Origin of the sequence: Clostridium sp. YIM B02500 (assembly GCF_022324665.1) — a bacterium.
Classification (GTDB): domain Bacteria; phylum Bacillota; class Clostridia; order Clostridiales; family Clostridiaceae; genus Clostridium; species Clostridium beijerinckii.
Genome location: NZ_JAKGTE010000001.1, coordinates 309,852 through 324,678 on the forward strand (window position 1 = coordinate 309,852; position 14,827 = coordinate 324,678).

Annotated in this window: 9 protein-coding genes; all 9 read right to left on the reverse strand. The window is 31.1% G+C overall.

Annotated elements, in window-relative coordinates; genetic code table 11:
• Nucleotides 1–145 precede the first annotated feature (145 nt).
• A complete protein-coding gene (gene murB / locus L1S46_RS01110) occupies nucleotides 146–1,060 on the reverse strand; it encodes a UDP-N-acetylmuramate dehydrogenase (RefSeq protein ID WP_012061009.1) in 915 nt (304 codons plus the stop codon).
• Nucleotides 1,061–1,297: 237 nt separating this feature from the next.
• Nucleotides 1,298–3,163 carry an excinuclease ABC subunit UvrC gene (uvrC, locus tag L1S46_RS01115; protein WP_017212229.1) on the reverse strand — a complete coding sequence of 622 codons (1,866 nt, stop codon included), beginning with the start codon at nucleotides 3,161–3,163 and terminating at the stop codon, nucleotides 1,298–1,300.
• Between the two features lie 143 nt (nucleotides 3,164–3,306).
• Nucleotides 3,307–4,776, reverse strand: a complete 1,470-nt coding sequence (locus L1S46_RS01120; RefSeq protein ID WP_012061011.1) for a penicillin-binding transpeptidase domain-containing protein — start codon at nucleotides 4,774–4,776, stop codon at nucleotides 3,307–3,309.
• A 3-nt stretch (nucleotides 4,777–4,779) separates the two neighbouring features.
• Nucleotides 4,780–6,000, reverse strand: a complete 1,221-nt coding sequence (locus L1S46_RS01125; RefSeq protein ID WP_012061012.1) for an FtsW/RodA/SpoVE family cell cycle protein — start codon at nucleotides 5,998–6,000, stop codon at nucleotides 4,780–4,782.
• A gap of 152 nt (nucleotides 6,001–6,152) precedes the next feature.
• On the reverse strand, nucleotides 6,153–6,596 hold the full coding sequence (locus tag L1S46_RS01130) for an FHA domain-containing protein (RefSeq protein ID WP_238858660.1): 444 nt from the start codon (nucleotides 6,594–6,596) through the stop codon (nucleotides 6,153–6,155).
• A gap of 366 nt (nucleotides 6,597–6,962) precedes the next feature.
• Nucleotides 6,963–9,788 (reverse strand): excinuclease ABC subunit UvrA, encoded by a 2,826-nt coding sequence (gene uvrA / locus L1S46_RS01135; protein WP_238898916.1) that lies wholly within the window; start codon nucleotides 9,786–9,788, stop codon nucleotides 6,963–6,965.
• A 76-nt stretch (nucleotides 9,789–9,864) separates the two neighbouring features.
• On the reverse strand, nucleotides 9,865–11,838 hold the full coding sequence (gene uvrB, locus L1S46_RS01140) for an excinuclease ABC subunit UvrB (protein ID WP_238898918.1): 1,974 nt from the start codon (nucleotides 11,836–11,838) through the stop codon (nucleotides 9,865–9,867).
• Nucleotides 11,839–12,114: 276 nt separating this feature from the next.
• Nucleotides 12,115–13,473, reverse strand: a complete 1,359-nt coding sequence (locus L1S46_RS01145) for a signal protein PDZ (protein ID WP_238898920.1) — start codon at nucleotides 13,471–13,473, stop codon at nucleotides 12,115–12,117.
• A gap of 11 nt (nucleotides 13,474–13,484) precedes the next feature.
• Nucleotides 13,485–14,747, reverse strand: a complete 1,263-nt coding sequence (locus tag L1S46_RS01150) for a S41 family peptidase (protein ID WP_012061017.1) — start codon at nucleotides 14,745–14,747, stop codon at nucleotides 13,485–13,487.
• Nucleotides 14,748–14,827 lie beyond the last annotated feature (80 nt).

Below are 14,827 nucleotides of genomic sequence, written 5' to 3' on the forward strand. Positions count from 1 at the left end.
ACTATTATAATTAAATCATAAAAAACCCAAAAGTCTCTAAACTCTTGAGTTTTATATAATTTAGTGTTTATTTTACAGATATATTTAACATCTTCAACTTCTATTTTTATTTATATTTTCAAAACTAATATAATCACTAAAATGCTTAATCTTCACCCCAAATTCTAACTTCAGGATATAAATCTACTCCAAATTGTTTTTTCACTTCATCCCTAACATGATATATTACATCTAATACATCCTTAGCTGTTCCGTTCTTACAATTAATAACAAATCCAGCATGCTTCTCCGAAACACACGCTCCGCCGATAGCAAATCCCTTTAATCCTGCATCCTCAATTAATTTTCCTGCGAAATAGCCTTCTGGTCTTTTAAATGTACTACCTGCTGAAGGATACTCTAACGGCTGTCTTTCTTCTCTTCTTTTAGTTAATTCATCAACTCTAGCTTGAATCTTTTCTTTATCGCCATTAACTAAATTAAAAGTTGCGCGTAATACTATATATCCCTTTTGCATAACTACAGACTGCCTATATCCTAAATTCAACTCTGATTTAGGAATTATTCTAATTTCTTGATTGTCATCAAGTACTTCTGCACTTTCAATAACAAATGAAATTTCTCCGTCATAAGCTCCTGCATTCATGAATACAGCTCCACCTACGCTACCCGGAATACCACAAGCAAATTGAAATCCTGCTAGTGATCCTTCTGTAGCTGCCTTCGAAACGTCTTTAAGTAATGCTCCACATTCTGCAATAATCTTGTTACCTATACATTCTATTTTATTGAGCTCGCATAACTTTATAACAACACCTCTAATACCACCATCTTTAACTAAGATATTAGACCCATTTCCTATTACATAAAATGGTATATTATTTTCTTTACAAATAGTAATAGTTTCTTTTACCTGTTGTATACTGTTTGGAGTTAAAAGTATGTCTACTGGTCCTCCAACTTTAAAGTATATATGTTCACTCATTTTCGCATCTAATTGAATTTGTGACTCTTCGTATAATTTGCTGAACAAATTCTTATATTCTCCATAGTGCTTCATGCCAAAACTCCTCAAACATTTATATTAATCTGCTTTTTGTTTACATGATATAGAATAATTTAAATATTAATCTAAGACAAGTAAATTTTTATTCCGTACTATTATAGCATAATTTATTTATTTTGTTCATGTTTTTAATATATATTCAAAAAATAACATAATGTATTTTAATTATACATCATTGGTACAATAATCTAAGGCTAAAAATTAGGTTGAGATACCCCAACCTGATTTCTTTTATTTTGTATTTCTAAAATACTCTAATACACTATTAGCTGCTTTCGTATCAATTGATTCTGTCTCAAGAAGTTCGTCTAATGTAGCTTTTTTAATATTATCGATACTTCCAAATTTCATTAAAAGAGACATTCTTCTCTTCTGCCCAATATTAGGTATATCATCTAATATTGAATGAAGCGTTCTCTTATCTCTTAAACTTCTGTGGTAAGTTATTGCGAATCTATGAACTTCATCCTGAATTCTTCTTATCATTTGCATCAAATTAGAATTTCTATTTATTATTAATTCATTATTATTATAAATAATCCCTCTAGTTGCATGATAATCATCTTTAACCAATCCACATACAGGTATATCTATTCCTAATTTCTCTAATACTTCAAGAGCTATATTAACCTGACCTTTTCCACCATCCATCATAATTAAATCTGGAAAATTCGAAAACTTTCCACTAGAAAATTTAATTTCTTTATTTTGAATCTCTTCGATCTCTTTTAATCCATGAGTGAATCTTCGGTCTAAAATTTCTCTCATACTATCATAATCATTAGCACTTTTTACAGTTTTTATACGAAATCTTCTATAATCGCTATTCTTAGCTTTACCATTCTCAAATACAATCATTGACCCAACGGAATCTACCCCTTGTATGTTGGATATATCGTAAGCTTCAATTCTAAGTGGTATACTATCAAGTTCTAATAATTCTTGAATTTCCTTTAGCGAAATCATATTAATCTCTTTATCTCTCAAAATCTTATCCTTAAATTGATCTAAAGTGACTTTCGCATTATTTTTAACTAGCTCCAACATTTCTTTTTTCTCGCCTTTTATTGGCACCTTAACGAAGACCCTTGAGCCACGCTTTATACTTAAAAATTCTTCCAAAGCTTCAATTTCATCACTTTCCGGAATGTATATATTCTTTGGAACTTTTGGTGTTCCTCCATAAAATGAAATTATAAATTGTGAAATTATTGTTGTATCTTCCTCATGGGAACTATTTTCAATCATAAAATGTTCTCTTCCAGTTATTTTTCCATCCCTTAAAAAGAATACTTGAATACAGCAATCTTTCTCATCTTTATAGATATTAATAAAATCTTCATCATTCTCTTGAGATTTAAACACCTTTTGTTTTTCTGCTATATTTTCTATAGCAATCATTTTATCTCTTAATGATGCAGCTTTCTCAAATTCTAAATTTCCTGATGCACTTTGCATTTCTTCTTTTAACTTATTTAGAAGGCTCCTATCCTTCCCACTTAAAACTTCCATTATTTCATCTATCATTTTTTTGTATTCAGTTTTAGAAATACGCCCTTCACAGGGTGCATTACATTTTTTTATATGATAATTCAAACATGCTCTTGTCGGCTTTTCGCCTTCTATAATAGATTTTTTACAAGTTCTTAATGGAAAAATTTTTCTAATCAAATTTATTGTTTCATGTACATCTCCTGCATTTGGATAAGGCCCAAAATACTTATTTCCATCCTTGGCATAATTTCTTGTTATAAAAACTCTAGGAAAATCCTCATTAGTAGTCACTTTTATGAATGGATAAAATTTATCATCCTTTAGTGAAATATTATATTTAGGGCTATACTTTTTTATTAGATTGCATTCTAATATTAGAGCCTCCATTTCAGAATCTGTCACTATGTATTCAAACTCAGCAATATTTTTAACCATTGCCTTTACTTTTTCCGAATGATTTTTAGAATTTTGAAAGTATTGGCGCACTCTATTTTTCAATATTTTTGCTTTTCCCACATAGATAATCTCTCCAAGTGAGTTTTTCATTAAATAAACCCCTGGTTCATTTGGTAGAATTTTTAATTGGGCTTTAAAATCAAACATTCCAACACTCCTTCCTTTAAATTCAAATATAAAAAAGTGAAGAGTTTATAAGGAAAATCCTTTTATTATTTCCAATTCAGTACTTTTAAGAAATTTCAACGGTTCTCCAATAACTATTCACTTTTTATCTACCATATTTAATTTTAATTTCCAATAACCGCTTGCCTAATTAATTTTCCTGCTATCGGTGCTGCCGCACTCGCTCCGTATCCTCCATTTTCAACTATTACAGCAACTGCAATCTTAGGATTGCTCGCTGGTGCAAGCCCAATAAACCATGAATGCGGTTTAGCGCTCTCTCCATTAGCAAGATTATAATCAGCTGTACCAGTCTTACCTGCTGCATCAGTTCCTTGGAAATAACTCCAAGTAGAGTCGATTCTTGAATCAACTAAATTCTTCATATAGTCTTTTATAATTGCAGCATTAGCTGAACTTATAACTTGTTTATTCACCTTTGGCTCCACTGTCTTAACTACATTACCGTCCTTATCCACCACTTGGCTAACGAGTCTTGGCTCCATCATCTTGCCATCATCAGCCACTGTACTTGCAACCAAAGCCATCTCCATAGGCGTAGCTAAAATACTACTTTGGCCAATTCCAGATTGAGCTATGCTACCAATTTCCGCTTTAGATAACTTTGGAAATTGACTCTGATCTATTTTAAATCCATCAGATTCTACTGTATTATTAAAACCAAACTTCTCCGCAGTAGCTTTTAACTTATCATTTCCTAGCTCCATTGCCAATGTACCAAATACAAAATTACTTGATAATCTATAAGCATCCTTTAAATCTATTTCACCATTAACTTCTCCATTATCATTGCTCAATGACTGTTTATCGTTAAATACTATTTTACCTGTATCATTAAAAGTTCTATTTGTAACCCCAGGCATATTTTCTAATGCGCTGCTAAGAGTTACTGTTTTAAATGTTGATCCTGGCGGGTATTTTCCTGATACTGCTCTATTTATAAACGGACTATCTTCATTAGAAGCTTTCATTGAGCCTTCCAAATCATTTGGATTGTACGTTGGCTTAGAAACCATAGCTAATACTTCTCCTGTTTTTGGATTTAAGGCTACCACTGCACCCTTATTACTTCCAAGTGCATCATATGCTATTTTTTGAAGTGTTGGATCTAATGTAGTTATAACACCATTCCCAACTTTAACCTCATCTTCTTTTCTATTCTTAAACATTGATTTTAACTTATCTATGCTAAAATCTTTAGTTAGATTTAAAATATTGTTAGTAAGCTTGTTGTATGTGGTTAACTCACTATCATAATTTGCCTCTAATCCTGTCAATCCATATCTTGGATCTACATATCCTAGTGCGTGAACATATAAATCTCCGTTAACATAAGTTCTTTTTTGTGTTAGCGCATCTACCCTTGCACTTGTTGTAAGCGGATTTTTATTTCTATCATATATGGTTCCCCTCAAAACTTCATTTCTTCTTGCCCAAAGCCTTTGATTACCTTCACTTTCAGCTATAGTAGGCGCCGAAAAAACTTGAAAATATGCAATATACGAGATAAGAGCTACAAAGCAAAATAAAAAAACTACCATTACCTGTTTTATACTATTAGAAACATTTTTCAATTTTTAGCCCTCCTCCGATATCTTTTGAAGTATTGCTAGTGCAAAAAACATAGTTATTATTGAGGAACCTCCAGCACTAATAAGAGGCAATGTAATCCCTGTCAAAGGTATTACTGCGAACACTCCTCCTATTATAACTAGAACCTGACATGCTATCATAGCACTGAGGCCTATGGCATTAAGTTGTGAAAATCTATCTTTGATTCTAAATGAAGCCCTCATTCCTCTATAGAAAAACAAGAAATATATTATCATAATTCCAAGTCCAAATACCATTCCCAATTCCTCACAAATTACTGCAAAGATTAAGTCTGATGTATTTACTGGCATAAATCCTGGGTATCCTTGACCAAGTCCACTTCCAAACATTCCACCAGAAGAAATCGAATATAATCCTTGAACTATCTGATATCCCGTAGTATCTTTATACTTCCACGGATCCCTCCATATTAATACTCTTTGCTGTACGTGCGGAAACAGTTTATATGCAAAAATAGATCCCAACACAAATAATATAAATGTTATTACCACATACTTTTTCTTTCCAGTTGCAACATACAACATTGTTAATGAAATACCAAAAAATATTAACGCAGATCCTAAATCCTTTTGCCCAACTAAACATCCTAATGAGTATACAACAACCAGTGCAGGTTGCCAAAGTTGTTTGAAATCTTCTATTATATTATTTTTGTCTTCATAATCATGTAAAGCTGCCGCTAAGTATATGGCAAATGTTATCTTACCAAATTCCGATGGTTGAATACTAAATCCACCAATTCTAATCCAGTTAGTTGCACCATAAACTTCTTGATGCGCGAACAATGCTAGAGGCATTATAAGCAGAGTTGCTATCAGATATACCTTCTTGTACTTAACAAAATCTCTTATATCTGGAATTATCACTACTAGAGCAATAAATACAACTATTCCAGCTGCAAAATACATTAACTGTTTAATAGCAATATCAGTATCCAATCTATATAGTACAGCTATACCTATTACTGACAATATACATGCAAATGTAATCAAAAATTTATCCCCATGGGGATAAAACTTCCGTATTAATATTTGGGTAGCAGTTATTAAGCCACATACTATCAACCCCATGTATATAGCGCCTTTATCCATGTCATCTTTCAATATTGCTAAATTTGTAAAAAGCGCTATACATAACAAATAAGTTAACAGTAATAGCTTTATTTCATCTCTTTTTATCTTCAATCCATATCACCCCACCGTGCTATTCCTTTGATATTTAGATTTCTAAAATACTTTTGTAAAGCCCAGCGGAAAATATAGCTTTACAATACTTCCCCGCTGAGCCTAATTTTTTCAATAAAAAATTCTTTTAATATTCTCTTTATTCGAATATTCTAAATTAAAATCTTAAAAATTGCCGTACCAATTCTTACCTCATCTTTATTAGACAGTTTTGCTTTGCCACTTATCTTATTCTTGTTTAAGTAGGTACCATTTGTGCTATTTAAATCTTCTATAAATAAGCTACTATTCCTTATGATAATTCTCGCATGACTTCCAGAAACATGTTGATCACATAATACAATAGAATTATCATCTTTTCTTCCTATTGTCAAATCCGATCTGATAGGAATAATAGATCCATCTTTTAAATCTTTGCTACTTCCAGAATCTATAATTTCTAAGCCATAACTTCCTTTTGCTGAAGTAGGCCTTCTTTTCTTCCCTCCGTTTTTAACATCCCTATACATTATCTTTAGCGCATAGTATATTATTACATACAGTATAATAATAAAAACAATTCCAAAAAAACCAGCAATTATTCTCGAAAAACTCATATTTTCACCTCAATATTCATTCCTGTATCCATTATATATGTAAAATAACTTTCAGAAATTTATAAGTTATAACTTACATTTACCTCATTAATGATTATACAATAAAAAAGTAAGTATGGCATGCAAAAGTGCCACTTAATTAATATATATTATTATATCATCTATATTATTTTAATATCTACTTATCATATTCTGTCCTATAATGCCCCAATTGTCAATTTTCAATATAATTTCTTCATAAAAACTTTATTATTTTTAATTTTATATTATATATATATTGCCAATTGAGCATTATAACTACCAATTATAGGTTTTAATATTATATAGTTCTAAATATGAGTACCTATTCATTAATATTCATAAGTTTTATTTAAGCACATCTTTCAAATATTTGCCTGTATAAGATTCTTGAACCTTACATAATTCTTCTGGCGTTCCACATTTTATGATGGTTCCACCCTTATCTCCGCCCTCTGGACCTAAATCAATCAAATAATCTGCACATTTTATCATATCTAAATTATGCTCAATTACTACTACAGTATTTCCTGTTTCAACTAAACTTTGAAGTATTTCTATTAATCTACTAACATCATCTACGTGTAATCCTGTTGTTGGCTCATCCAATATATATAGAGTTTTTCCTGTGCTTCTCTTTGATAATTCATATGCTAACTTAATTCTTTGAGCTTCTCCACCTGATAATTGAGTTGAAGGCTGACCTAATCTAATATATCCAAGTCCTACATCATTTAATGTCCTCAACTTATTCTCAATTCTAGGTATATTTTCAAAGAACTTCAATGCTTCTTCAACTGTCATTTTTAATACATCATCTATATTCTTCCCTTTATACTTTACTTCTAAAGTTTCTCTATTATACCTCTTTCCTTTACACACTTCACATGGAACATAAACATCCGATAGAAATTGCATTTCTATTTTTATTATTCCATCTCCAGAACAAGCTTCACATCTTCCACCTTTAACATTAAAACTAAATCTGCCTTGCTTATACCCCCTCATTTTAGCTTCCGTAGTTTGTGAAAATAACTCTCTAATTATATCAAATGTGCCTGTATAAGTTGCTGGATTAGAACGAGGTGTTCTCCCAATCGGACTTTGATTTATATCTATTATTTTATCAATATTCTCATAACCAACTATTTCTTTATGGTTTCCTACTGGATTTTTGCTCTTATTTACTAATCTATTTAACCCTTTATAAAGTATTTCATTTACTAGAGTACTTTTTCCGGACCCAGAAACTCCTGTGACCATAGTTAAAGTACCAAGAGGAATTGAAACATTTATATTTTTTAAATTATTTTCCTTAGCGCCTACAATTTTTATTTTTTGTCCATTACCTTTGCTTCTCGCTGCCGGAATTTGAATTGATTTTCTTCCAGTTAAATATTGACCTGTTATTGATTTTTCACATGCCTTAACTTCATCAAGTGTTCCAGAAACAACTACTTCTCCTCCATGCTCTCCTGCACCCGGTCCAATATCAACAATGTAATCTGCTTCCTTCATAGTATCTTCATCGTGTTCTACAACTACTACTGTATTTCCAACATCTCTTAGATTTTTTAAAGTATGTATTAGCCTATCATTATCCCTTTGATGCAATCCAATACTTGGTTCATCTAATATATATAGAACTCCCATAAGTGCTGAACCAATTTGTGTTGCAAGCCTTATTCTTTGTGATTCCCCACCTGATAAGGTTCCAGAATTTCTTGATAAACTTAAGTAATCTAAACCAACATCTAGCAAAAACTGCAATCTATTTTTAATCTCTTTTATAATCTGCTCACTTATAAGTTTATTTTTTTCTGAAAATTCTACTCCATTTATAAACTCTAATTCTTCTTTTATTGACATACTTGTAAATTCATATATATTTTTTCCACCAACAGTAACTGCTAGCACTTCTTTTTTTAATCTAGCGCCTTTACATTTTGGGCATGAATCATTGCTCATGTATTGCTCTATTTCGCCCTTTATAATATCTGAATTACTCTCTCTATACCTTCTGCTTAATGCATTAATTTCCCCTTCGAATGCATAACTATAAATAGCTTTAACTCCATCTTTCACATATTCAATTTTAAGTTTTTTTCCACCTGTTCCATACAACAATAAATCAACATGTTCTTTATCCAAATCTTTTATAGGCTTGCTTAAATCTAATCCATACTCTTTAGTTAGAGCCTGAAGTATTGCATATGTCCAAGAATCTTCTTTTAGTCTTCCACTTCCCCAGCTTGCTATAGCGCCTTCCATAACACTCAACTCTCTATTAGGTATAACAAGCTTTTCGTCTATCTCCATAAGACTTCCAAGCCCATCACAATGATCGCACTTTCCATATGGAGCATTAAATGAAAATAATCTAGGCGATAGCTCATCAATACTTATTCCGCAATCTGGACAAGCAAAATTTTCGCTAAATAAAGTTTCTTCTCCTCCAATAACGCTAATTATAACTAATCCTTCGCCCATCTTTAAAGACGCTTCTACAGATTCCGTAAGTCTACCTTCAATCCCTTCCTTTATAACAATTCTATCAATAACAGCTTCAATATTATGCTTTTTATTTTTATCTAACTTTACTTCCTCTTCAGTTAAGTCATAAATTTCCCCATCAATCCTTGCTCTAACAAAGCCGCTCTTCTTTATATGTTCTAATATCTTTTCATGAGTTCCTTTTCTCCCTTTAACTACAGGTGATAATACTTGAAGTTTAGATTTATCTCCATAACCCATAATTTTATCAACAATCTGATCAACAGATTGTTTAGTAATTTCTTTACCGCACTTTGGACAGTGAGGAATTCCTACTCTTGCATATAATAATCTCAAATAATCATATATTTCAGTTATTGTTCCAACTGTTGATCTCGGATTTTTACTTGTAGTCTTTTGATCTATTGATATTGCCGGTGATAATCCTTCTATATATTCTACATTCGGTTTATCCATTTGTCCTAAAAATTGCCGTGCATAAGAAGATAAAGATTCCACATATCTTCTTTGCCCTTCAGCATATAATGTATCAAAGGCCAAAGATGACTTACCTGAGCCTGATAATCCTGTAAGTACAACTAATTTATCTCTCGGTATTTCTAAACTTACATTCTTTAAATTATTAACTTTCGCGCCTTTTATTACTATCTTATCGTTCATTAAACTAACCTCCTACTTAATGGACAATACATAATTCATAGTTTTATGCAATATATCATATATTGATTATTACCCATTACTTTCCATCTTTAATTTCATTAATAATATCTCTAAGCTCAGCTGCTCTTTCGAATTGAAGATTTTTTGCCGCTAAAAGCATTTCTTCTGTAAGATCTTTAATTAACTTATCTTTTTCTTTCTTAGTAAGTTTTTTCTTATCCGCAGCTTTATATTCTTCGACTTCTTCTGCAACCTTTGTTGCTTCAATAATATCTCTTACATCTTTAATTATTGTTGTTGGTACCATTCCATGTCTTTCATTATAATCTTTTTGTATAGCTCTTCTTCTTTCCGTTTCCTTCATTGCTTTATCCATAGACTTTGTTATATTGTCAGCATACATTATAACCTTGCTTTCTGAATTTCTAGCCGCTCTTCCTATTGTTTGTATTAATGATGTTTCTGATCTTAAAAACCCTTCTTTATCGGCGTCTAAAATTGCAACTAAAGCTACCTCCGGTATATCTAATCCTTCTCTTAAAAGATTTATTCCTACAAGTACATCGTACTCACCAAGCCTCAAATCTCTTATTATTTTCATTCTTTCTATCGTATCAATATCTGAATGCATATAAGTTGTTTTAACACCAAGTTCTATTAAATATTTAGTTAAATCTTCTGCCATACGCTTGGTTAATGTAGTTATTAATATTCTAAATCCACACTCTATCGTTCTATTAATCTCTCCATATAAATCATCAATTTGTCCTTTAATAGGCCTTATAATGATTTCTGGATCTAACAATCCTGTAGGTCTTATGATTTGTTCAGCTATTTCTTCAGAATTATCTATTTCATAAGCCGATGGAGTAGCACTTACAAACACTACTTGATTAATTTTCTTTTCAAATTCCTCAAATTTTAGCGGTCTATTATCATATGCACAAGGTAATCTAAATCCATAGTCTACCAATGTATTTTTTCTTGATCTATCTCCTGCATACATTGCTCTAACCTGAGGTAATGTCACGTGGCTCTCATCTATGAACATAAGAAAATCTTCCGGAAAATAATCTATTAATGTTTTAGGTGGTGTTCCTGAAGCTCTACCATCTAATATTCTAGAATAATTCTCAATCCCACTACAATATCCCATTTCTTTTATCATCTCAATATCAAAGTTAGTTCTTTGCCTTAATCTTTGAGCTTCCAAAAGCTTATCCTGGGCATTAAGTTCTCTAAGCCTCTCCTCTAATTCTCCTTCAATTATGCCAATTGCTTTATCAACAGTCTCTCTAGATGTTGCAAAGTGGGATGCTGGAGTTATGGCTACATGATTTCTTTCTCCTAGGATACTTCCTGTTAATACATCAAATTCTCTTATTCTATCAATTTCATCTCCAAAAAATTCAATTCTAATCCCTTTATTTGAATACGAAGCGGGAATTATATCTAAAGAATCTCCTCTAACTCTAAAGGTTCCTCTTGAAAAATCTATATCATTTCTTTCATATTGAATTTCTATAAGTTTCTTTATAACCTCATCTCTCTCTTTTTCCATTCCAGTTCTAAGACTTATAGTTAACTTTTTATATTCATCTGGATTACCTAGCCCGTATATGCAGGAAACAGATGCGACAATTATTACATCCCTTCTTTCAAAAAGAGCTGAAGTAGCTGAATGCCTTAATTTATCTATTTCATCATTAATTGATGCATCTTTTTCTATAAATGTATCTGTTTGAGGCACATATGCTTCTGGTTGATAATAGTCATAATAAGATACAAAGTATTCTACTATATTATCAGGAAAGAACTCCTTAAATTCCGAACATAATTGCGCTGCTAAAGTTTTATTATGAGCTAATATTATAGTAGGTCTTTGTAATTTTTCTATAACATTTGCCATAGTAAATGTTTTTCCTGAACCTGTTACTCCAAGCAAAGTTTGAGCTCTATTATTGCTTTTTATGGAATTCACTAATTTATCGATTGCTTGTGGTTGATCCCCTGTAGGTTTAAATCTCGATTGTATTTTAAATTCTCCCATTATATTACCTCCAATCCGAACAGACATTCGTATTATATATCTATTTTACTTTTCCTTAAGTATTAAGTCAATAAATTATCCTATTTATTTTAAATGCTTACTCATGTCTTTAATACTCTCCATATATCTAAAATATTATAATTATTAGATGTTTACTTTATTTAAATCAGTTGTAATTAAAATTATTTATTAAAAAAGATAAAATTCATCTTAAATATCGCTTAAATAAAAATATTATTATTAGTTAAAGAAAAAAGTGGCCAAGCCACCTTCTAATTACATTTTATCATCTTTATTCTTAACATCCTTATCATGTTTTCCATCATTCTCTTTTTCTATTTTATATTCAACTTTATTTTCAGACCCCTTTAATGAATTCAAAACATTTTTAAAATTTCCTCCATCGACTGGCACAATATCTTCCTTGCTTACATTTCTAGGTACTACTAAAATTCCAAGCCTAGTATTTTTATTATGCCTAAATTGAATATCTTTTACCATTCCATGAGAATCCTTTATCTTTAAAACTGCATTATATAAGTTTTCCTTTAAAATAGAATACACTTCCGCTTCGGAATTAATCTTTTTACCATTCACTGATAAAATTTTACTTTGAATATCAACTCCAAATTCCCGCATCCTAGAATCCGCTGACATTTCTAAAACTACCAGACCTTCTTCATCGCTAACAAATTTAGCCACTTGCTTTTTCTCTCGATCTGTCTGAAGCTTAAGCATTAACTCATGAGCTGCTGGCATAAAAATCACAACAAATACTTCACCAATAATTCCAAACCTAGCAATCTGAGCCGAAATTGTCAGAAGAATTCCATAAGCTAGTATGTGTACTCCTGAAGATATAGCTTTTTCTCTTTTACTTTTTGTAAATGTAATTGATGAATAACCTAATACCATATAAAAAGGAACTATAGAAATAATACTTCCAGCTATTAATGCGAGTCCATATGGTAGTTTAATTAATGGCCACCAATCTGGATTAGATATAGATTCTGTCATATAACTCAACATCGAATTATTCCCATTCATAGCAATAATTATTGCTATTGGCAATGCCCAATATCTTTTTAATGCATATCCACCTAAAATTTTATTATCTCTATTTGTAAATACAGGTACAGCTCCTCTATCTCCATCGACAATTACTAATATCCCCTCAATAATATGGAATACTCCTATAAGAATTGCTAAATAAAATATATTTAGATCAAAAACTCCTAAACTATAATGAATGAATATATTAATCAATTTAATTATAATTACTATACCACCTAGAATTGCTCCCGAATAAGAAAAGCATATTAACCTTGGTCTTATAAGCATTAATAATATTGATATAACAAACAAATACGATATTCCAGAATTTTCACTAAAAACTACACCTAAACTTGTAAGTATTATGCTTCCTATAATTCCACCTATAATTCCTAAAACAAGTTGAGATAGTGTAAGTTCAATAGATGAATTTACACTACCTCCTAAAATTATTTTTTGCATAGTTACTACTTTTTTGTTCTTTGAATGTAGTACCATTATTAAGAGTATTAATAAGAATACTAATGGAGGGGTTACTATAGCACCTGATACGCTCCGTAGCGTATATATAAATAAACCCATTTAATCCCTCCCTATTTAATCTTTTCTCCTATTTTTTCAACCGCTGTCTTTAGCTGCTCATCAGCATTTTTATCATAGCTCTTTTCATCAATACCAACAGGTGTTGTAACATCAAAATCCGGGGCTATCCCTTTTTTATGAATATTCTCTCCATTTGGAGTATAATATTTAGAAATAGTTACTTTAAGTCCACCAATATTATCATCAAATTTAACTGTTTGCTGAACTATACCTTTCCCAAAAGTAGTTTTTCCAACAATTGTTGCTGCGCCATAATCTCTTAAAGCACCTGTAACAACTTCTGATGCACTAGCGCTATTTTCATTAACTAGTAAAACCAATGGCATGCCTTCAGCATCTCCACCAATTGATAATGAATCATTTCTGTTTTCATATTTATCAATTGTGTAAGTTATTATCTTTCCTTTCGGAATAAACTGTGATGCAACGCCTACTGCTTCTGTTAATAGCCCACCAGGATTTTCTCTCAGATCTACTATCAAGCCTTTCATCCCTTGAGATTTCAATTCATCAATTGTGTTTTTGAAATCTTCTGCCGTATTTTCATTCATGAAAGTTTTTATACGAATATACCCTATTGAAGAATCTAGCATATTCCCTTTTACTGATTCAATCTTTACTTTTTCAGGTGTTACATTAACATCAAATTCATTAGTATCTGCTCTCTTAATAGTCAGTTTTAACTCTGAATTATTTGCCTCTGCAATCATAGACGTTGCTTTTTTTAAATCGTCACCAGACACATCGATATCATTTATCTTTTCTATTATATCATTTTCCTGTAGTCCAGCCCTATCAGCAGGTGCTCCTTTAACAGTATCTAAAATTGTTACCTGTTTATCTTTTAACGTTACAGTAACACCTATTCCTGTCATACTTCCACTACTTTGTTTCATTAAATCATCAAATTCGCTTTGATTCATAAATACAGTATATTGATCATTTAAGGAATTAGTCATTCCCTTGATCGCTCCTTCTAAAAGAGCATTGTCATCAATTTCACCATCAAACTTTTCAATTAATTTATCTCTAACTGTAAAAAGTGCTGAATATTTACTCTTATCATTTATCTGAGAAGCTGTACTCTTGACTTCTGGCGATGTTCTTACTAGAAATATCCCTTTAGTAGCAATATAGTTTCCTCCTAAAAAGGATACACATATAAGAAATACTATAAAGATTACTGTTGGTATTAAAATTATTTTTCTATTTTGCCTTCTATTTGCAAATATGTATTTTCTTGATTCCTTCACCTATAAAGACTCCCTTTCATATGCATCATACATATAATCCCAATATATATCTTTATAGATTAAAGTGGATTATATTGTAA

What these genes read in the sequence shown, in the direction of transcription:
- murB (WP_012061009.1), bottom strand. Translation starts at nt 1,060, where the DNA reads ATGAAGCACTATGGAGAATATAAGAATTTGTTCAGCAAATTATACGAA.
- uvrC (WP_017212229.1), bottom strand. Translation starts at nt 3,163, where the DNA reads ATGTTTGATTTTAAAGCCCAATTAAAAATTCTACCAAATGAACCAGGG.
- L1S46_RS01130 (WP_238858660.1), bottom strand. Translation starts at nt 6,596, where the DNA reads ATGAGTTTTTCGAGAATAATTGCTGGTTTTTTTGGAATTGTTTTTATT.
- uvrA (WP_238898916.1), bottom strand. Translation starts at nt 9,788, where the DNA reads ATGAACGATAAGATAGTAATAAAAGGCGCGAAAGTTAATAATTTAAAG.
- uvrB (WP_238898918.1), bottom strand. Translation starts at nt 11,838, where the DNA reads ATGGGAGAATTTAAAATACAATCGAGATTTAAACCTACAGGGGATCAA.
- L1S46_RS01145 (WP_238898920.1), bottom strand. Translation starts at nt 13,473, where the DNA reads ATGGGTTTATTTATATATACGCTACGGAGCGTATCAGGTGCTATAGTA.